The sequence below is a fragment of the Rheinheimera sp. B2H12 genome, assembly GCF_059620065.1.
Genome location: NZ_CM184363.1, coordinates 5,049,511 through 5,071,502, shown reverse-complemented (window position 1 = coordinate 5,071,502; position 21,992 = coordinate 5,049,511). Strand labels below are relative to the sequence as shown.

The 21,992-nt window shown below is 56.4% G+C and carries 3 protein-coding genes (1 of these 3 running past the window's edge); all 3 read right to left on the bottom strand.

Annotated elements, in window-relative coordinates; all coding sequences use genetic code 11:
• Tightly spaced (each overlapping or abutting the next), the 3 genes in view from AC53GJ_RS21225 to AC53GJ_RS21215 form a layout consistent with a single transcriptional unit that may run on beyond the window.
• Positions 1 to 5,581, bottom strand: partial view of an amino acid adenylation domain-containing protein gene (locus tag AC53GJ_RS21225; protein WP_496730402.1) — the 5' portion only. Its footprint begins 4,343 nt before the window's first position; 5,581 of the gene's 9,924 nt are visible here — the first part of the coding sequence; it begins with the start codon at positions 5,579 to 5,581; the stop codon falls past the left edge of the window.
• Positions 5,581 to 9,078 carry a non-ribosomal peptide synthetase gene (locus AC53GJ_RS21220; RefSeq protein ID WP_496730401.1) on the bottom strand — a complete coding sequence of 1,166 codons (3,498 nt, stop codon included), beginning with the start codon at positions 9,076 to 9,078 and terminating at the stop codon, positions 5,581 to 5,583. Before AC53GJ_RS21220 ends, AC53GJ_RS21225 begins: the two co-directional genes overlap by 1 nt.
• Positions 9,075 to 21,992, bottom strand: coding sequence for an amino acid adenylation domain-containing protein (locus AC53GJ_RS21215; protein ID WP_496730400.1), 12,918 nt, complete (start codon positions 21,990 to 21,992; stop codon positions 9,075 to 9,077). Before AC53GJ_RS21215 ends, AC53GJ_RS21220 begins: the two co-directional genes overlap by 4 nt.

Genomic DNA, 21,992 nt, shown 5'->3' with positions numbered 1-21,992 from the left:
AGGCACTGGGTGTCTGATTCAGCACTGTCAGCCCTTCGCGCTGGCAGACACGGACGAATAGTGCCGGATCTGTCACCTCTTGCCGTTGCGGGATGAACAACCGACCACCGTAAAACAGTGCTCCCCACATTTCCCAGACACTGAAGTCAAAAGCAAAAGAATGGAACAAACACCAGCAATCGTTGGCAGCAAAACCGAAATCATCTGCGGTCGAGTCAAACAAACGAATCACATTGTGATGGGTTTGCAGGACCCCCTTGGGCAGACCTGTTGAACCTGATGTATAGATCACATAAGCCAGCTGTGCCGAACTACTGCCTGGCAATGGTGCCAGATTGCACTCAGGCAACAAGGCCAAACTGGTCTGCAGGGCCGGATCATCCAGCACAACCAGCGTCGACTCTGTACCGGCAATCGCTTGAAACTCGCGCTCGGTTAACACAACGGACAAAGCGGCGTCTTCGATAATAAAAGCCAATCGCTCGGCTGGATATCCAGGGTCCAGCGGCACATAGGCAGCGCCAGCTTTGAGAATAGCAAGGATACCCGTGAGCAGGTCCACCGAGCGTCCCACACACAAGCCGATCCGCTGGTCCGGCGCCATCGGATAGTGCTGACGCAAATAATGGGCGAGCCGATTGGCTTGTTCATTCAACTCGCGATAACTGAGCCGGACTTCGCCACAGATCAACGCGATTTGATCCGGTTGAGCGGCCGCCTGCTGCTCAAACCGCTGATGGATAGTCAACAGCGGGTCACTGGCAAAGGATGGCAACGACTGTGGTAACAACAACCTTTGTTGCTCGGCCACTGGTAACACCGACATTGTCGCCACTGGCTGGGTACTGTTATTTGCTAAAGCCGCCATCAACTGTGCAAGTGCCGTGAGCATATAACCGGCAATTTGCGCCGTGTCGATGCTGCGGTCTATCACAAAATGCAGCGAGAACTGTTGTTGCCAGTCATCAACCGACAGGTTGAACGGGTAATTCGTTCGTTCCAGTACGGCGGTGGTATGACCATGTGCGCGTCCGCCGTCGGCTGGCATACTGGAATGACGGTAATTCAGCAGGGCGCTGAACAATGGTTGTGTACCGCTGAGGTTGCTGTGGCGCTGCGCTTCTGCCAGCGACACCTGCTCATAGGGCAATAATGCTTGTAACTGCTGCTGCGTCGACTGCAGTAAACTGGTGGCATTCTGGTCCTCAAAACAAACCCGGATCGGCAGCGTATTGATCATCAGCCCCAGCATCTGGTTGATACCCTGAGGTCCGTTCATCCGGCCAGACAAGACAGTACCAAACACTACATCACGGGTCTGGCTACAGGCGGCAAGCACCATAGCCCAGGCCAGATGGAACAGCACCGCCGGACTCGCCGTCAGTTGCTTCATCAGCGCACGCAGTTGCAGCGACATATCCGCCGGTAATTCGACGGTCAGTTCATGGCAATTCAGTCCGCCCGCCGTCACATCGGCCAACTGAAATGGCAGGGTCGGCGTTTGCACAGAGCCAAGCAAGGCTTGAAAGAAGGAATCGGTATCCAGGGTCGCTTGCTGGCGTAGCGTCCGGGCCAGAAATGCCCGATACGGCACCGGTGTCGCCAGCGCTTGCCGGCCTGCTTTGCCCAGCGACAATTCATGCAGCAGCACAGCCAGCGAGACATGATCCAGCATCAGATGATGCTCCTTCAGTACCGCATAGCATTTGCCATCCTGCGGATCCTGCACGACTTCCAAACTCAGCAAAGGAGCCTGTTCAAGGTCAAGGCGGTGACAGCCATGCTGTAAGTAATGCTCGACCTCACTGGCCACTGGTGCAACACCCGCACAGGGCAAGGGGGTGGTTTGCAAGCTGGCTTCCCGCAATACCACCTGCACCGGCGTATTGCGGCCACGCCACAAGATGGCAGTTCTGAGTACATCATGGCGGGCAATCACAAAATTAACATCATCGACAAATTGATCCAGTCCTGCCTGATCATCAAAGACCAGACTCAGGCAAATCACATAGGGATCTGTCGTTTTACTCAGTGAATGGATCAGGAAAATACTCTCCTGCAGAGGTGCCAGCGGATAAATATCCTGAATATTGGCGGCACCACCCGGTACCTGTGCTGCGATGGCTGACAATTCGTCAGAACTAAGCGCAACCAGTGGCACCATCTCCGGTCGCAGCTCGGTACAGTGCGCAGGGATCAGGCTCACCCCATCTGTGATTTCCTCAGCGTCAGGCGCTTTAACCTCCAGTTCCTCTGCCATCTGCCGCAACGATTTGGCGGTGAATAACGCTTGAATATTCGTCTGATATCCCTTTTGTTTTAAGCCGCTGGCCAGTTCCATCAGCAACAAGGAATGCCCGCCCAGCCGGAAGAAGTTATCCTCGCGGCCAACGCGGTCTACACTTAATAGTTGCTGCCAAAGCTCTGCCAACACCAGCTCTGTCTGTGTCTGTGGTGCTTCATACACCGCCTGCTGCTGGCTTAAATCCAATGCTGGTAACGCCTTGCGGTCTATCTTGCCGTTTGCGCTTAACACAAACTGCTCAACCTGCACCAAATGCGTGGGTACCAGATGCGCCGGCAGACTTGCACTTAACCGCTGCCTTAACACTTCGGCCTCCAGGCCCGCACCCTGATAATAACCCACCAGCACCTGGTGCCCTGTACTATCCCGCAACCCTGTGACCAGTGCCACCTCCGCGCCACAACGTTGCAGGACCGCTTCGATCTCGCCCGCTTCGATGCGGTAACCGCGGATTTTTAACTGGAAGTCGTTTCGTCCCAGATACTCAATGTTGCCATCCGCTAACCAGCGCACTAAATCGCCTGTCCGGTACAACCGCTCCGTACCAAACGGATGCATGACAAAGCGTTCGGCGGTCAGCTCAGGCCGGTTCAAATACCCCCGTGCCAGACCCACACCGCCAATATAAAGCTCGCCAACCACCCCAACAGGACACTGTTGCATGCCCGCATTCAGCACATGCAGCTGAATGTTATGGATCGGCCGCCCTATCGGTACTATCCCTTTGTTCTCCGCGTCTGCATAGGCACGGCAATCCCAGTAACTGACATCAATTGCGGCCTCGGTTGGACCATACAGATTATGCAGTTCCACCGTCGGACATTGCTGCTGGAACTCGGCCACTTGTCCTGCCGATAACGCTTCACCACTACAAAATACTTGCTGCACACTCCGACACTGGCCCAGGACATCGCAACTGAGCATACTGCTCAGCATAGAAGGCACAAAATGCAGTTTGGTCACGCCCGTTTCATTCATCAGGCTGACCAGATAATGGGGATCTTTATGACCATGTGGTTTTGCCAGCACCAACGCAGCGCCTGCACTCAAAGGCCAGACAAATTCCCACACCGAAACATCAAAGCTAAAAGGGGTTTTTTGTAAAATCCGATCACTGGCATTACAGCCATACAGCCGATGCATCCAGTCTATCCGGTTTACCAGGGCTCGGTGTTCCACCATCACCCCTTTGGGTTTGCCGGTGGAGCCTGAGGTATAAATCAGATACGCCAGGCTGGCCGCGGTCAAACCTGCTGGTTCTGGTGCTGTAACCGGGTACCCGGCAACATCTGATTGCAGTCTGGGATCATCCAGCAGCACCATGGCAGGCAACGCCAGTCCAGCTTGCGCTGTCATACTCAGAATGACGGGTAGCTGCGCATCCTCTGCCATAAACGCCAGTCGCTCGGTTGGATAATCCGGATCCAGTGGCACATAAGCAGCACCAGCTTTCAGGATCGCCATCATCCCGATGACCATCTCCAATGAGCGCTCCAGGCATAACCCCACCAGTACATCCGGCCCCACCTGATATTGATGGCGAAGATAGTGCGCCAGTTGGTTGGCTTTTGCATTCAGCTGTGCATAAGTCAGTTGTTCAGCACCACACAGCACCGCCACTGCATCGGGTGTCCGGGCCGCCTGCAGTGCAAACAGCTGATGAATACAGCTATCCTGCGGATAATCCACCGCCGTTTCATTCCAGCGATCAAGCTGCGCTATTTCTGCAGCGCCAAGGAGCGGCAACGCATGGACAGCTTTCGTCGGCGCTGTTAAGGCTGCTGCAACCAACCGGTTAAAGTGCCCGGCTAAGCGCTCAATACTGGCACGCGCAAAAATATCGCTGCTGTAGTTCCAGTTCAGCTCAAGGCCATCTGCGGTTTCAGTGACACTCAGCGTTAAATCAAACTTCGCCATCTCCTCCAGGCCATGCGCCGCTGATAAGGTCAGCCCCGGTAACGCCAACTCTGTCTGCTCATTGTTCTGCAACACCAGCATCAGCTGGAACAACGGGCTATGGCTCAGGCTGCGCTCCACTTGCAGCACTTCCACCAGCTTCTCAAACGGCACCTGCTGATGCGCATAGGCCCCCAGACAGGTCTGCCGGCTCTGCTGGATTAAATCCTGCAGGCTCGCTTGCGAACTCACCTGACTTCTCAGCACCAGCGTGTTGACAAAAAAACCAATTAAGCCGGCAACTTCCGGCTGTTCTCGGTTTGCCATCGGGCTGCCCACCACAATGTCACTCTCGTTGCTGTAGCGTGATAACAAAGCACTAAACGCCGCATGCAACCCCATAAACAAGGTCGCCCCTTCACGCTGGCAAAGTGCTTTTAACTGCTGCGTCAATCCGCTATTCAGTTGGCTTTGCACTGTCCCGCCGGCAAAACTCTGTTGCTTCGGCCGCGCTTTATCCAGCGGCAAACTATGCAGCACCGGCACACCCGCCAGTTGCTCACGCCAGTAATTCAGTTGCTGCGCCAGCACTTCCCCTTGCAGATACGCCCGTTGCCAGATGGCATAATCGCTGTATTGCACCGGCAATGGCGCAAGTGCTGCTGTTTTGCCCGTCACGCCCGCCTGGTACAGCTCAACAAACTCTTTCACCAGTACAGCCATCGACCAGCCGTCTGAGGCGATATGATGCATATTGAGCAACAACACGCCTTGCTGGGGGGCGTCGGGCTGCTGCGGACTCAGCAGAATATAACAAACCCGGATGGGCAGTTCGCTTTGTAAGTCAAACGGCTGGCTGGCATGCTGCCGTATTAAATCCTGTAGCAACGCATCGCGCTTGGTATCAGATGCTGCGGTCAGATCTTCCAGCTGAATGGTCAGCTGAGCTGTCGTCAACACCTGCTGGCGCACACCTTGTGGCGTGTCTAGGTACACAGAGCGCAAAATATCATGACGGCGGATAATTTCGTTGAAGACCTCAGCCATCAATGGCGTCTGCAAGGGGCCCCGGATCAACAAAGCTTGCGGAATATTGTATTCAGCCGAAGGGCCACGTAACTGGTCGAGAAACCACAATCTTTGCTGAGCAAATGACAAGCTGGCGCTGGTTTGTTGCAAAGGCTCGATGGGTGGTAATGACGCCGGGCTCTGCTTGAGGTTACCCAGCACTGTCAGTAGTGATTCGCGGTGCTCTTTGAGTGCCGCTCTGAGCTCGTCAGTCATGCCACCGGCAGGCGCCTTAAATTTCAGTTTGCCATCTTCCGCATACAACACGACGCCCTGCGCCAACGCTAACTCAAAAGCCTGATATGTGTTCATTAGATTTCACCGTCTTCAACTAATTCATGGTTATGGTGTGGCATGCTGTGCATTGCGTTTAACTGCCTTAAACTTAACAAATCGATCGATGCTGCCAACGCGGCCAGATCCTTGCTGGCAACAATGTCCTGCATCGAGATGTCGGTCAGTGCGATAGCCTCATCAGTCCGAATCGACTGCACCATTCGGGTCAGCAGCAACGAATGGCCGCCCAAGGCAAAAAAATTACCGGTGGTGCTGATGTTTGCTGGAGCGATGTTTAACAGTGCGGCCCAGATCCTGACCAAGGCCTTTTCCGTTGGTGTTGCCGGCGCTACATAGTGATGAGCGACGATATAAGACGCAGGTTCCGGCAGGGCTTTTTTGTTAATTTTGCCATTGGCGGTCAGTGGCCATTCATGCATTGGCACATAAACAAATGGGACCATGTAATCCGGTAAAAAGGTCAGCAATCGATTTTTCAAGTCTGCCAGCCAACTGTTATCCAGTCGTTCATCACGGACCACTTGCGCTGCCACTTCCGGTGACAACTGCAGATAAGCGACCAACTGGCGCTGACCGGATCCTGCGCAAAACGTCAGCACCACGGCACTAGTCACCGCCTGTTCCTGACAAAGCTGTCGTTCAATCTCACTGAGCTCGATGCGAAAACCGCGGATTTTAATTTGTTCATCCAGGCGGCCAACATAGTCAATTTGCCCGTCTGGCAAATAACGCACTAAATCCCCAGTTTTATACAACAGTCCCTGCCCGGTTGCGTCATAAGGGTTGGGTAAAAAGCGTTCTGTCGTGAGCTCCGGCAGATTCAGATAGCCTCTCGCCACCCCAGGACCGCCAATATATAACTCGCCTGCCACCCCAGGCGGTAACAGGGCCAGCCGGTCATCCAGCACATAAGTACTGACATTGTGCAGCGGCCGGCCAATGGTGAGCGGTTCATTCGGCTGACAGCGCGCGATAGTGGCGCATACTGAAATCTCTGTCGGGCCATAGGCGTTATAAAACGGGTAATGTGCCGCCCACCGCTGCATCAACTGCGCATCGCAGGCTTCACCTCCCACGATAAGGCAGCGCAGGCTCAAATCTTGCCGTAACGGCATCATGGCCAGAAATGCCGGCGGCAACAAGGCATGGGTAATACGCTGTTCATACATCAGCGTGCTGATTGCTTCAGGTGATAACCGCTGCATACTGTCGGCAATACATAAAACACCGCCATGCAGCAGGGCCATCATATATTCCCAGGTACCGGCATCAAAACTCATGGAGGCAAAATGCAGCACGCGGCTGTCGGCGTCCAGTGCAAGGATTTTACCTTCGTTCAGCGCCAGATTGATCAAGCCCCGATGTTGCAATAACACCCCTTTGGGCTGGCCGGTGGAGCCTGAAGTGTAAATGGCGTAAGCCAGACTGGTTGCGGTCTGGCCCGTCTGGTCTGGCGTAATATTCGTGATCGGATAATCAGTCAGCACCACGGCATCGTCCCCACGCAAGCAAAGGTGCTGCCAAGATCCGCCGATCAGCCGCTCAGGGGTGTCCGCATCGGTTAGCACGACCCGGACTGCTGAATCCCGCAACATATAGTTCAGTCGCTCCGGTGGATAATTCGGATCCAAGGGCACATAGGCGCAACCAGCTTTCAAAATAGCCAGCGTGCCGATAATCATCTCGGCCGAACGTGATGTGCATAAACCAATCAGTTGATCAGGCTCAGGCTGGTAGTGTTGACGAAGATAATGGGCCAACTGGTTCGCCCTTTCATTCAGCTCACGATAACTCAGACTCTGGCTGCCAAACTGCAGCGCAGTCCGATCCGGGGTTTTGGCCACCTGTGCTTCAAATAATTGCTGCAAACAGCTGTCCGCAGCAAAGCTGATGGGCGTCTGTTGCACCGTTTCTTTCAGATATAGCTCAAGTTCAGGCCCCAGTATCGAAATGCCCGCCAGACTAACCTGATCCAGCTCGGCGGGTCGATAACCAGCCAGCGCTTGCAACACCTGACAAAAATGCGCATTGAGCTGACTGATATAGTCATGGCTGAACAACGCGACATCATAATTCCAGACAATACTCACGCCCGTTTCGGTCAGTGCGAAGTCAAGTTCGAGGTCGAACTTCAGTTGCACCGACTCCTCCTCAAAGCGGCTCAACGTCAGATCAGCCACAGCCAGCGGTGCCTGACCGGACAGCTGATCGTGACTGAACTGGTCCGTACTGCTCAGCGCAATCTGAAACAACGGGCTGTATGCCCCACTGCGTGGCACTTTCAGCTGTTCAACCAGCCATTCAAACGGCACGTCCTGATGCAGCTGTGCCTGCAAGTGTACGGCTTTCACGTGAGCCAGATAATCGGCCACCGTGGCGTGGGCCGTATTGACTCTCAGTACCAGCATGTTGACAAAACATCCCAGCATCCCGGCCAACTGAGCGTCCGGCCTGTTGGCAACCGGCACCCCAACAATCAACTCTCGGCTGTTGCTGTGGCGGGCTAATACCAGCACCAGTGCGCTGTGCAATAACATAAAGCTACTGAGCTGACTGGCCCTTGCCAGTTCCAGCAAAGGTTTGGTCAAAGATGCCGGCAAACTGGCGCTCAATTGACGGCCTGCCGTCTGCTTGACTGTCGGCCGTTCATGCTGCAGCTGCAGACTATGTAAAGTCGGACAGTCCTGCAACGTCTCACGCCAGTATTGCAACTGTTGCTCGGTTATTTCGTCAGTCAGCAATTGATGTTGCCAGCGCGCGTAGTCGCTGTACTGTACAGGTAAGGCCGCTAACGGGCTTGGCTGTTGTGCCGAAAAGGCGGTATACAAAGCACTAAACTCCCTGATGAAAACATCGACCGACCAGCCATCAAACGCAATATGATGCATCACCAACAACAGAATGCCTTGCTGGGTACTATCAACGGCTGAGTTCAGCCGGAAATACCAACCCCGCAGCAACAAATCCTGACCCAAATCAAAAGGGCAGGAAATGGCTTGTTGCAGCGCGGCATGCAGTCGTTCAGCCTGTTCAGGGGCTGTCTCAGCATGGAGATCATGCACATTCAGCCGGAAGTTGACTTGTGGCCTGATCTGCGCCTGTAAGGCCCCATTTTGTTCGTGATAGCTGGTACTCAAGATTTGATGACGCTGCACTATTGTTTGAAAAACCTGCTCCAGCAAGTCTGGTTTGGCGGGTCCACAGACATGAAACGCAAGCGGCATATGATATTGCCCACTTGTCTGTTGCATCTGTTCCAGCAACCAGAAACGTTGCTGTGAAAACGACGGTAGATAGTCCGCTGTATCAGGCACCGCCTGCAGGACTGGCCGGAGACTGACTTGGCTGAGTCCACGCAGAAAAGCAATAATCTGCGGCTTGTGTTGCAGAATGTGTTGCTTTAGCGCTAACGGAAACTGCGCAACACTCAGATCAAAATGCAATGTTTCGTCTTTGACATACAGGTGCACGCCCTGATCGGCGGCAGATTTAATGAGTTGTGCAATCATCATAAAGTTCCACTTGAAATAACGGCTGTGTTGGCTTTAGCGGCAGCCAGATACTGCTGCGCGCGTTTGCGGTCGATCAGTTCAGATAGTGCGGCCAATGATGGCGTGTCATAGAGTTCCCGTAAGCTCAACTCAGCCTGGAATTCGACTGCAACGGCATTCGTCAGTTTTAGTAGGTACAACGAATGACCGCCCAGTTCAAAGAAGCTGGCCGTGGCACTGATTTGTGCAAGCGGGATACCGAGCACCTCTGACCAAATCCCTGCTAACAGCTGCTCTGTTTCACCGGCGGGCGCCTGATAACCTCCGCTCGCCTGCACCGTCACTGCCGGTAACGCCTTGCGGTCCACCTTGCCATTGGCATTCAGCGGCCATTCCTGCACCTCTATCAGCACCGCAGGCACCATGTGCTCCGGTAACGTCTGACGCAACCATGCTTGTAATTCCGCCCCCCAGGATGTCTCATCCGTGAGTGGCCCTTGCACATAAGCGACCAACTGCTGCTCACCCACAGCATTTTTATAGGCCATCACCAGCGAACTCTGCACGCCGATGTGGTCGTTCAGCCGATGCTCTATCTCCCCCAGTTCTATTCTGAAACCACGTACTTTCACTTGGTCATCTATCCGGCCGATAAACTCCAGCGCACCGTCCGCCCGGTAACGCACCAGGTCTCCCGTCCGATACAAGCGTTCACTGCTATTTGGCGAACCGGCCACATAATAGGGGTTTGCGACAAAACGCTCCGCCGTCAGCTCTGGCCGGTTCAGATAACCACGCGCCAGACCTGCCCCTCCCAGATACAGTTCCCCCACAGCCCCGACCGGCAGTAATTCACCGCCACTGCCCAGCACATAACTTTGGCTGTTCGCTATCACCCGTCCAATGCTCGGCACCGTTGTCAGACGCTCGGTAAAGCGGGCATAGGTCGAGTAGGTGGTATCTTCTGACGGCCCGTACAAGTTACATACCGCGACGCCTTCCAATTGCGCCAGCAGTTGGTTCACCTGCTGGGCGGTCAGTGCTTCACCAGCGAGGTTAATCACCCGCACGCTGGCCGGCACTGCAGCTGCATCCAGCAAGGCTTTCATCGCCGACGGCACTGTATTGATAAGACTCACGTCCAGCGCTTGCTCCGATAGGCTCAGTGCGTTGCGCACCACCACACAGCGAAAACCAAAACACAGCGGCAGCATCAGCTCATAGACCGACAAATCAAAATTCAGCGACGTCGAGGCCAGTACGCTGCGTAACTCGGCATCACTATAAGCCTCCCGCGCCCATTGCAGCATGGCCATGGTATTGCGGTGCTCTATCAGCACGCCTTTGGGCTGACCTGTGGAGCCTGAGGTGTAAATCACATAGGCCAACTGGCCGGCATGGGCGGCGTCATCCACCACATTATGGACCGGCCAATCGGCAAAGCCCCAGGCTTGTTGTGAGACCACGACGGCATCTGATAATCCGAGCTGCGCCATCACGGATAGCTGACTCAGCACCACCTGCACCGACGCGTCTTGCCGCAGATAAGCCAGACGCTGCGCCGGATAGGCCGGGTCCAGTGGCACATAAGCGCCACCGGCTTTGAGAATGGCCCACAGCCCTATCACCATCTCCAGGGAGCGCTCCATGCAAAGCCCGACCAGCACATCGACGCCGACGCCGTGCACTGTTTTCAGATAATGCGCCAGCTGGTTTGCGCGAGCATTGAGCTGGGCGTAACTGAGCGACTGCCCTTCACATTCCACCGCGACTGCCGTGGGGGTCAGTGCGACCTGGGCTTCAAACCAGTGATGAATACAGCGCTCACTGTCAAAGGCGCGTGCGGTGTCGTTCCAGCTCAGCAGTTGCTGGGTCCGCTCTGCATCCGACAGCACTGACAATGCCGCATAAGTATCCGTCGTTTCATGCTCCAGCGCGTCCAGCAAGCCTGATAACGCGCGGCGCAGATAGCCTTCAACCTGCGACACCATCACCCGATTATCGACCTGCAGTTCCAGCGCAAATATCTCCCCATCATCATCCACGGACAGACTGAACGGGTAGTTTGTCCGCTCCTGCGTCTGGAGTACCTGGAATAACTGCTCTTGCACTGCATGGGTCTGAACTTTGGAGTGACGATAGTTCAGCATCGCACTAAACAGCGGCACTTGCCCTGTCACGCCGCTCTGACGCTGCGCATGCGATAGCGATACCTGCTCATACCCCAACAGTCCCTGCAACGACGCATTCGTCTGCGCCAGCAACTCTGATGCGCGTGCCGCCCCCAGTTTGACGCGTACCGGGAGTGTGTTAATCAGCATCCCCAGCATCCGCTCACTTCCCGCGATTTCACTGAGCCGACCCGAGAGCACGGTTCCAAACACCACATCCGATTGATTACTGCAGACACTGAGCACCTTCGCCCACGCCAGGTGGAATAATGCTGCAGCGCTACTCTGATAACGCCGGCTCAATCGTCGCAACCGGGCAGACTCCTGTGCATCCATCTGCCAATGCCGGCCCTGCACCAAAGTGCCATCCCCCAGCACATCGGATAGCCCATAGGGTAATGTCGGCTCCGTCACATCTCCCAGTACCGAGCGGAAGTAACCTGCACTGTCCAGCGTCTGTAGCCGCGCCTGGGTCCGGCCGACAAACTCGCGATAGCTCACCGATGCTCCCGCCACCACTTTGCCACTGAGCACCTGCTCGAGCTCAGCCATCAGCAGCTCCAGTGACACATGGTCCGAGATTAAGTGATGCTCACTGAGTACCACATAACTGCGGCCTGCCTGGCTATGTGCAACCTCCAGCTTCAGCATCGGGGCCACTTCCACATCCAGCCAGCCGCCTTCTGTTGCGACATAGGCCTGCACTGCATTGCGTACCGTTGCATCATCGCCCTCAAAGGGCAGCGAAGCCACGCGAAGGGGGGCTTCCCGCTGTACCACTTGCACCGCTTGGGCCCGGCCACGCCATAACACCGCAGTCCTTAACACATCATGCCGCGCTATCAGTTGCTCCAGCGCCCCGACCAGACGCGTGACATCCGCCGCCTGCTCAAATGCCAACACGCTGCGGGTGACATAGGCATCTTGACCGTCACTCATGGTATGCACAAACAGCACGCCTTCCTGCAGCGGTGCCAACGGATAGATATCCTGAATATTGGCGGCGCCACCTGGTACCCGCTCGCATACCCCGTCTATCTCGGCCTGACTGAGCGACATCAGCGTGACCATCTCGGGCGTAATTCGCTCACAACCTGCGACTATTCCATTGGCCACTACTTGCTCGGCCACAACCAGCGGCGCCACCACTGCCGCCATCTCCTGTAAATTCGCCGCGCCAAATAACCGCTGCACCGGCGCCCCTAACCCGACATCCCGCAGCCGGCTCACCAGTTGCATCAACAGCAGTGAATGGCCCCCCAGCGCAAAAAAGTTACTGTCCCGGCCTATCTGCTCAGACGGCACCGACAGCAATTCTGCCCATATTGCTGCCAACATCACTTCCTGCGACGTCTGCGGGGCTTCTCTGGCCTCTTCCTGCAGCAGGTGCGCTTGCGCCACCAACGCACGTTTGTCCACCTTGCCATTGACGGTCAGTGGTAATGCATCGACCCAGCCAAATCGCTCCGGCATCAAATAGGCCGGTAACATCCCCTGCAATAACCGGCGCACCTCCTGCAACCGCGCCTGCTTATCTCCTCCAGCGGTCAGTTGCACATAGGCCACCAACTGCTTCTCATGCCCCCGCACTTGCTGTGCCAGCACCACGGCGGCTAACACGCCTGCGAGCTGCCTCAGCTGTTGCTCTACCTCGGCCGGCTCCACTCGATAACCGCGGATTTTAACCTGCTCATCGACACGACCGACAAACTCCAGCTCACCATCCTGGCCTATCCGGACCAAATCACCGGTCCGGTACAGTCGCGGACTGCTGGCCGGATGACCGGCTTCATAGAACCGGTTTGGCACAAAACGGGCCGCCGTCAGCGCCGCTTGCCCCCAATACCCCAGTGTGACGCCTTCGCCGCCAATATAGAGTTCCCCCACCACTCCGGGTGGACACAAGGCCCCATCCGATGACAGGACCAGGCAACTGGTATTGACATTGGCACGGCCTATCGGCACTGCGCGCTCACTGTGATAACCATCCACCAGCCGGTAGGCCGATGCTATCACCGTTGCTTCTGTTGGCCCGTAGGTATTAAACAGAGTCAGCCCGGCCGGTAACCGCGCCACACTGCTGCGCTCGAGCGCCTCTCCCCCTACAATCACCAGACGCAGAGGCGTCTGGGCTTCATCACACAACCGCAGCTGGTGCCAATAGGCCGTTGGCAGACTCGCGACCGTGACGCCGTGGCGGCGGCAGAACGCGACAAACCCGGCGGCGCTGTGCTGCATCTCATCATCCCGCAGCACCAGCGTAGCGCCTTGCGTCAAGGCACTGACCCATTCCTCGACAAAAATATCGAAGTTCATCGTCGAGAACTGCAGTACTTTATCGGCGGGCCCAACGCCATAACGACGGACACAATGCTGGCTGAAGTTCTGCAGGTTGCGATGACTGACCATCACGCCCTTGGGCGTCCCGGTGGAGCCCGAGGTATACATGACATAGGCCAGCGTCGGCTGAGCGCTCAGTGCCGGTGCTTCATTGGCATACCCCGCAAAATCGCCCTCGCCAGTGTGCGCCTGACTCAGCGCTGACAGACTCAAGCCTGCCACGCCTGCGGCTGACCAGAGGGCGATGTCCTGGTCTGCGCACAGCACCAGTTTGAGGCCGGTATCGGCGACTATCTGCTGGAGTCGCTCCGCTGGGTAAGTCGGGTCAAGCGGTACATAAGCGCCGCCTGCTTTTAATATTCCCAGCACCCCGGCGAGCAGCTGTGCAGAGCGTCCGAGGCTTAACCCGACCAGGGTGCCGACCTGGACAGCCCCTGATTGAACCAGGAGTTGCGCCAGCCGATTCGACCACGCTTCCAGCTCAGCGTAGCTCAGGCTGCCGCCGTCCCAACACAAGGCCAGTTGTTGCGGCGCAAGCTTCGCCTGCTCTGAAAATGCCTGGTGGATCCCCCCTGACGCCACCGGCATCACTGGGCCATAGCTCGCGCGCAATAACGCTTGCTGCTGAGTGACTGGCATCACGGCCAATTGCAGCACAGGCTGTTCGTCTGTGCTTTCAACTGCAGCCACGAGACTTTCCAGCGCTGTCTGTAAATAACTGGCCACCTCAGCAAGCGGTACCCGCTGATCAGCTTGCAAATCTAGCGTTAACGCGACACCTTCATCATTGACTGAAATATCAAGTGGATAGTTTGAGCGCTCGCGGACCTGTCTGATTTGCCAGTGCCTCGCTTGTTCAGCCTCACTGAGCTCCACCGAATGACGGTAGTTCAGGGTGGTGCCGAATAGCGGCATGCCCGCTGGCACCTGGCTGAATTTTTGCGCCTGCGCCAGCGAAACCTGCTCATAAGGTAACAAAGCTTGCAGCTCCCGGTTCACCTGCTGGAGCAAGCCGCTCGCACTGACAGATGCCAGGTCAACACGCAGTGGTAAGGTGTTGATGAGCATGCCAATGACTTGCTCCATGCCATGACCAGCCGCGAGGCGTCCCGATAGCACAGTACCGAAAACCACCGCATTGCTATTGCAATAAAGCGCCAACACCATAGCCCAGCCCGCATGGAAGATCACCGCAGGACTCAATTGCTGCGCTGATGCCAGTTGCCGGATCCGCGCAGCCAGAACTGGTGGCAGTGCCAAACTTAGCTCTTGTGAATCAGCCCCATCGCGTAATACATCGGTCAGCCCAAACGGCAAGGTGCCTTGTTCTACCATCGACAGTTTTTGTCGGAAAAACGCCGTGCTATCAATGTTGACTGCCTGACGCAACGAGCGGGCAATAAACTCTCGGTAAGGCACTGCCGCAGGCAGTTCAGCCTGGGTAGTGTCGAGCAAAACATGTAATTCAGCCAGTAACAATTCGATGGAAACATGATCGGTGATCAAGTGATGTTGCCGGAGTAACAACATCACTTTATCCTGCTCATGATCGACACAGGCAAACAAGCGAAGCAATGGCGCCTGCTCCAACTCTAACCTGGCCACTGATGTGCGAACATAGTCGTCAAACGCCGCAGACAAGTTTGATCCTGCGAACTGCAAATACTCGACGTCAAGCGGGCAATGCCTGAGCACCACCTGCACCGGCTTCCGTTGATCGCGCCAAAATACCGCAGTGCGTAACATGTCATGACGCGTCATCACTTGCGTCAGCGCTGGTAGAAAACGCTCAAATAAGTCAATACCAGCAAATTCCATTGTCACCGAAATTACATAAGGATCGCTTGCCTGCTCCAAGGTGTGCAGGAACAACACCCCTTCCTGCAAAGCGGCCAACGGATAAATGTCCTGAATATTGGCTGCTCCCCCCGGCACCCTGGCAGCCAGGGCGTCGATTTCACTTTGCGTTAAATCGACCAGCGGCACCATGGCAGGGTTAATGTCTGTACAGTTGACAGGGATCAGACTCTGCGCCGCGCTGTGGGCCATCACGCCAGTCTGACGTATCTGCTGCGCCATGTCAGCCAGACTCGCCGCGGCAAATAGCTGTTGAATATCGGTCTGATAGCCTTCACGTGCCAGACTGGCCTGCAACTTCATCAGCAACAGGGAATGGCCGCCCAGCTCAAAGAAATTCGCCGACGTACTCAAGGTCTCTGCCGCTACCCCCAGCACTGCTGACCACATCGCTACCAGTCGATGCTCGGTCTGGGTGGCAGGTGCGATATAGGTCTCACTGCTGACAGTCACCGCCGGTAAGGCCCGTCGGTCCACCTTGCCATTGGCCGTTAATGGCCATGCCTCCACCAATACCAGCACCGATGGCACCTGATATGCCGGTAACACCGCGCTCAGCGCCTCCCGTAACCGACGCATCTCGTCGCCCTGCGCCGCGTCAGCGAGCTCGACATAACCGACCAGCCGCTGCCGCTCATGCTCAGCGACCACCAGGGCTTTGCGCACCCCTGGCAATTGCTCCAGTGCATGACTCACTTCAGCAGGCTCCACCCGGTAGCCGCGGATTTTCACCTGCTCATCCAGCCGACCGACATATTCCAGCTCGCCAGCGCCGTTATAGCGCACCAAATCGCCTGTTCGGTACCAACGACGCGCCGTATCCTCGCCCCACAGGTGCTGGACAAAACGCTCCATCGTCCACTGCGGCTGATTTAAGTAACCGGTTGCCACGCCCTGTCCACTGACATACAACTCGCCGCTCATGCCCCAGGGGACGGCGGCGCCCCAGGCTGACAACACCCGGACCCGCTCACCGCGCAGTGGCGTGCCTATTGGTACGCCAGCACGATAAGTGCGGCCGGGTTGGAGCACGTGGCAGCAGCTAAAGGTGGTGTTCTCGGTCGGGCCATAGCCGTTGATGATAACGGCCTGAGGTAACCGGCGCTGCACCCGCTCGACGGCCTGCACATCGAGCACATCGCCACCTGCCAGAATGTAGGACAGGGCTAAATCCTCGGCGCACTCACTGCTCCACTGGGTAAAGAGGCCCGAGGTCAACCACAGAGCGGTGATGCCATAGTGCCTGACCACGTCATTGAGATTCTGCACCGACAACTGCTCGTGCGGATAAAACACGCAGCAGCCGCCATTGAGCAGCGGTCCCCAGAGCTCCAGCGTGGAGGCATCAAAGGCGAGGGGAGCACATTGCAAAAACACCGTGTGCTGGTGCAGCGGCATAAAGTCCTGCCCCTGCACCAGCCGGACCACGGACTCGTGCCGGACCTGCACGCCCTTAGGCTGGCCGGTCGAACCGGAGGTATACATCACATAGGCTTCATCGGCAGCAGTACTGACCGTATCAGTGTGCCCTGTATGCGGTTGCTGCCAGGTGAGTGTTTCATCGAGCACCAGTTGCGCACATCCGAGGGCGGCGAAGCGGGAGACGAGGGCGCTTTCGGTCAGCACCACCTTCAGTGCGGTATCCTGCAGCATAAAGGCCAGTCGATGGTCTGGATAGTTTGCATCGAGCGGTACATAGCTGCCACCGGCTTTTAAGATGCCAAGCAGCGCGATGGCGACCCATGGGCTGCGTCCGAGACAGACGCCGACGCGCTGGCCTGGTTGCACGGCATAGGTGGTTTGCAGGTAATGGGCCAGTTGGTCGGCTTGTGCATTCAGGGCGGCATAACTCCAGCGCTGTTGTTGCCAGACCACAGCGATGGCTTCGGGCTGCCTGGCGACCTGTGCAGCAAACAGCTGATGAATACTCTGAGTGGCGGGCACAGCCAGCGCAGGCGACTGCCATGTGACGTCCTGTTGCTCAAGCTCCGACAGCGGCAACACAGGCAAGCGCAGCGCTAAAGCTGAGCCTCCCGCTTCCAGTGCGGCGACCAGTCCTTCGAGCGCCACCAGCACATAATCCGCCACCCGAGCTGCGGACACCGACGCCACCACCTGCAAGTCCAGACTAAAAGCCCTGTGGGCACCCTGGTCATTGACCGAGACCCCAAACGGATAGTTGGTCCGCTCGGTGGCAGACAACAGTCGCCAGCGGTCTTGTTGTTGCCAGCTCGCTAGCTGGCTGCCCGCAGAATGGCGGTAATTGAGCAATGAGCTAAACAGCGGGCTACTGCCCGTCACGGCGCTGTAGCTTTGGGCCTGAGCGAGCGAGACCTGCTCATAAGGCAGCAAGGCTTTGAGCTGACTATCGAGCTGTTGCACCAACGACAAGGCACTGTGCTGGGCCAGTTTCACCCGTAGCGGCAGCGTGTTTATCAGCATGCCCATCATCCGCTCTATGCCTGCGATGCCGCCCAGCCGACCCGATAATACGGTGCCAAACACCACATCATCGCGGCCACTGCAGGCGGCGACCACCAGCGACCAGCAGGCATGAAACAGCACCGCCGGACTCAGTTGCCGTGATTTTGCCACTGCCCGGAGCCGGGTCGATAAATCCAGCGGGACCTCGCAGCTGTATTCCCGCACCGCCTGACCATCGCCGAGCACCTGGTCCAGGCCAAACGGCAGGGTGGCACTATCCACATCGCCCAATTCGCGGGTAAAAAAACCGGCCACATCCAGCTGTGACAGCTGGTGCAGTGTTGCTTCGATAAAATGTCGATAGGATAACGGTGCGACATCTGGCATGGCACGCCGCTGCATCAGATCTGCCAATTCGCCGAGCATGATGTCCAGCGAGACGTGGTCCGTCACCAGATGGTGGAAAGTCAGCAGTGCAAAATGGCGACCGTCCGCAGTGGCCGCCGTATGCTGCAGCTTCAGCAAAGGCGCAGTTTCCAGCTCAAGATGATGCGCTTGTTGTTGCATTGCCAGGGTAAAACCGGCGGCCGTATCCGTGTGCGCTGCAGACAGCACTGTCACTGCCAACGGCGCTTCGCGCAGCACCACCTGCAGTGGCTGTGAGCGCTCCCGCCAGAAGATCGCGGTCCTTAATGCATCGTGCCGGTTAATCAGTTGCTGTAACCCCTGACAAAACTGGGTCAATGTTGTACTGTCGGCAAACTCAAAACTGGCGGTTGTGACATAAGGGTCCTGTCGCGGATTCATGCTATGTACAAACACAACGCCTTCCTGCAGCGGCGCCAACGGATAAATATCCTGAATATTGGCCGCTCCGCCTGGCACTCTGGCACAGAGTTCATCCAGTTCTGACTGGCTTAAATTCACCAGTGGTAGCACGGCCGGAGTCAGTGGCTGTCCTTGCTGTGGCCGGATGATATTCTCTGCCAGCAAAGGTTGACTCTGTTGGCACTGCTGCAGGTACTGCGCCATCTGCCCCAGTTCTGATCTAAGCAGCAATTGATGCACCTGCACCGCATACCCTGCCGCCTGTAACTTGCTCGCCAGTGTCATCAACAGCAACGAATGGCCACCAGACTGGAAAAAGTCGTCGGTGACACTGACTTGCTCCAGCGTCAATAAATCCCGCCACAAATCAGCCAGCAACAACTCAGTCGCTGTCGCCGGAGCTTGGTATGCGGCCTTAATCACCAGCGCCTCCTGCGCCAGCAGCGCTTTTTTGTCGATTTTTCCGTTGGCGGTGAGTGGCCACTCCTCCACCACCACATAAACCGTGGGCACCAGATGCGCCGGCAATTGCGCGCAGAGTTCAGTGCGAACCCGCTGCAGCAGGGCCATACAACAGGCATCGCCAGCCGACATGGCATGTACAGGTTTCAAACAGCCAAGCAACTGCTGGCTCTGTCCCTGCTTACGCGCCAATACCACTGCTGAATGCACCCCTTCGACGGCAGACAAATAATGCTCGATTTCGCCAGGCTCCACGCGAAAACCGCGGATCTTCACCTGTTCATCGACACGGCCAACGTATTCCAGTGTACCGTCTGGCAGGTAACGCACCACATCACCTGTCCGGTACAGACGCGCACTGCTCAGGGCTGCTGCCGGCTGATAATGCGGGTTGGCGATAAAACGCTCTGCCGTCAGCTCTGGCCGGTCCAGGTAGCCAAGCGCCAGCCCTTCGCCGCCAATATACAATTCTCCCGCTTGACCGACAGGTAACAACTGACCTGCACTGTCCAGCACCAGCAATTCGACGTTATCCAGTGCCCGCCCAATATGCACCATTTGCCCCGGATACAAACGGGCATAACTGGCACACACCGACGCTTCTGACGGCCCATAGGCATTAAAAAACGGATAATGCTCGGCCCACTGTGCCATCAACTCGGCATCGCAGGCTTCCCCCGCGACAATCAGCGCTTGTAATGCATAGCTGCTTCGCAGTGGCATATTCGCCAGAAAAGCCGGCGGTAGCGTCACATGACTGATGTGCTGTTGCAGTAACAAGGCACTGAGTAAATCCGGCGACATCCGCTGCTCATCACTGCTGACAATTAGCGTGGCGCCATTCAGCAGCGCCATCACCATGTCCCAAGTCCCGGCATCAAAGCTGATTGATGCGAAATGTAACACTCGGCTCTGTGGCCCAACGGCAAAGGCTTTACGCTGATTCAGTGCCAGGTTGTGGATGCCGCGATGCGGACACAACACCCCCTTGGGCTGGCCCGTCGAGCCGGACGTATAAATCAGATATGCCACATCATCTGCTGTCAGCCCTAAAGTTGCGGTGGTCAGTGCCGCCTCAGCAGGCTGGGGCAAAGCGGCCAGCGCCAACTGGTCCAGCAACAACAGCTGGCACCGACTTGCACTGACTTTCTCTTGTGCTGTGCTGCTGCAAAGCACCAGCGCGACCCCACTATCTTGCAGCATATATTGCAGACGCTCTGGCGGATATGCCGGGTCAAGCGGCACGTAAGCCGCGCCGGCTTTCAGAATTGCCAGCATCGCCACAATCATGGTTGCTGAACGCTCCAGACACAAACCGACCAGACTGCCGGTCTGGACCGCCAGTTCCGACCGCAAATAATACGCTAACTGATCCGCCTGCTGGTTCAGCATGGCGTAGCTCCACTGCTCACCGGCAAAAATCAGCGCCGGTTGCTCCGGTTGTTGCTGCACCCATTGTTCAAACACCTGATGGATACACAGACTGCGGTCATAGTCAGCAATCTGGTGATTCCATCCAGTTAATTGCTGTTGCAATTCTTCTTCATCAGCGAGCCGGACCTCGGCCAACCGCATCTCAGGTTGCGCCACCACGTCTCGCATCAGGCGTTCTAGACGCTTGATATGACCGGCAAACTCAGTCTCGGAAAAATAGTTTTGGTCGAAGTTAAATTCAGCCAGAACTGTTTCAAACTGGCGGATATAAATCGACAACGGCTGCAGACTTTGACCATTATGCAGCGGCCATAAGCGGGAACGAACCCCGTCAAAAGCCGAACTCAGCCGGTGATCCTCGATCGATAACTGAATATCAAACAACTGGCGATCGCTGGGTTCATTCAACCGAAGTTGCCGCACAATTTCATGCAAAGGGAAACGTTGGTATTTATAACTGCGCATCAGTTCTGCCGCGACCTGAGCGAATATTTCGCCAAACCGCAGAGTCCGGCGCACCGGCACTGCAACTGGGATCACCGACGCAAACATCCCCGCCACTTGCCGGTAGACCGCCGAACCGCGATTGTGCACGGGCATCCCGATCAGCACTTCATCCCGTTCTTCCGCCCACAATGAAAAGTAAGCCGCCACGACGGTCAGGAAAAAGTGGGTGGGTGTGCAGCCATACTGGCGGCTAACCAGGCCAATTTGCTCGTATAAATCAGCTTCGATCTCAAATACCTGCTGGCCAAAGCGCTGCGCATCTGACCGTACATGGCGTTTTGCCAGCAAAGGCTCGGGCAAAGTACTGAACCGTGCCGACCAGAAAGCCTGATCCCGCTGATACCGGGCCGACGCCACGTACTGCCTGTCATGCTCGACATAGTCCAGATAAGCTGGAAAATCCGGTGCAGGTCCAATCAACTGACCTTGTTCATCAATCAACTGATAGATCTGTGCCAGGCGGTCAATCACCAGACTGCTGGACCAGCCATCTATCACCAGATGATGGGCAATACAAATCAGTTGTCCGGCCGCATCGCTCAACTTAATCCAGACAAAACGGCACAAACTGCCTGCGGTCAGATCAAAGGGGATCGCCGCCTGTTGTTGCTTAAACGCCAAAGCGGCGGCGGCCGGATCGGGCTCACCGGACAAGTCCACAGTACTGAGTGCCGACTCGATCCATGCTCCGGCAAACTGCACCGGCACCCCATGCTCAACCGCGAACTGTAGCCGGGTCGCATCCTGATGGTTCAGCACATACAGCAGCGCCAGCTCCAGTCGGCGCAGGCTGACGGGCCCGTTAAGCTCAAGGTAGCCACAAATGTTGTAGACAGAAGAAGAAGGGTTGAATACTTGGTCGATCCAGACCGGCAATTGCGCTGTGGTTAATGGGTATCTTAGTTGAGTCAT

What these genes read in the sequence shown, in the direction of transcription:
- AC53GJ_RS21220 (WP_496730401.1), bottom strand. Translation starts at nt 9,078, where the DNA reads ATGATGATTGCACAACTCATTAAATCTGCCGCCGATCAGGGCGTGCAC.
- AC53GJ_RS21215 (WP_496730400.1), bottom strand. Translation starts at nt 21,992, where the DNA reads ATGACTCAACTAAGATACCCATTAACCACAGCGCAATTGCCGGTCTGG.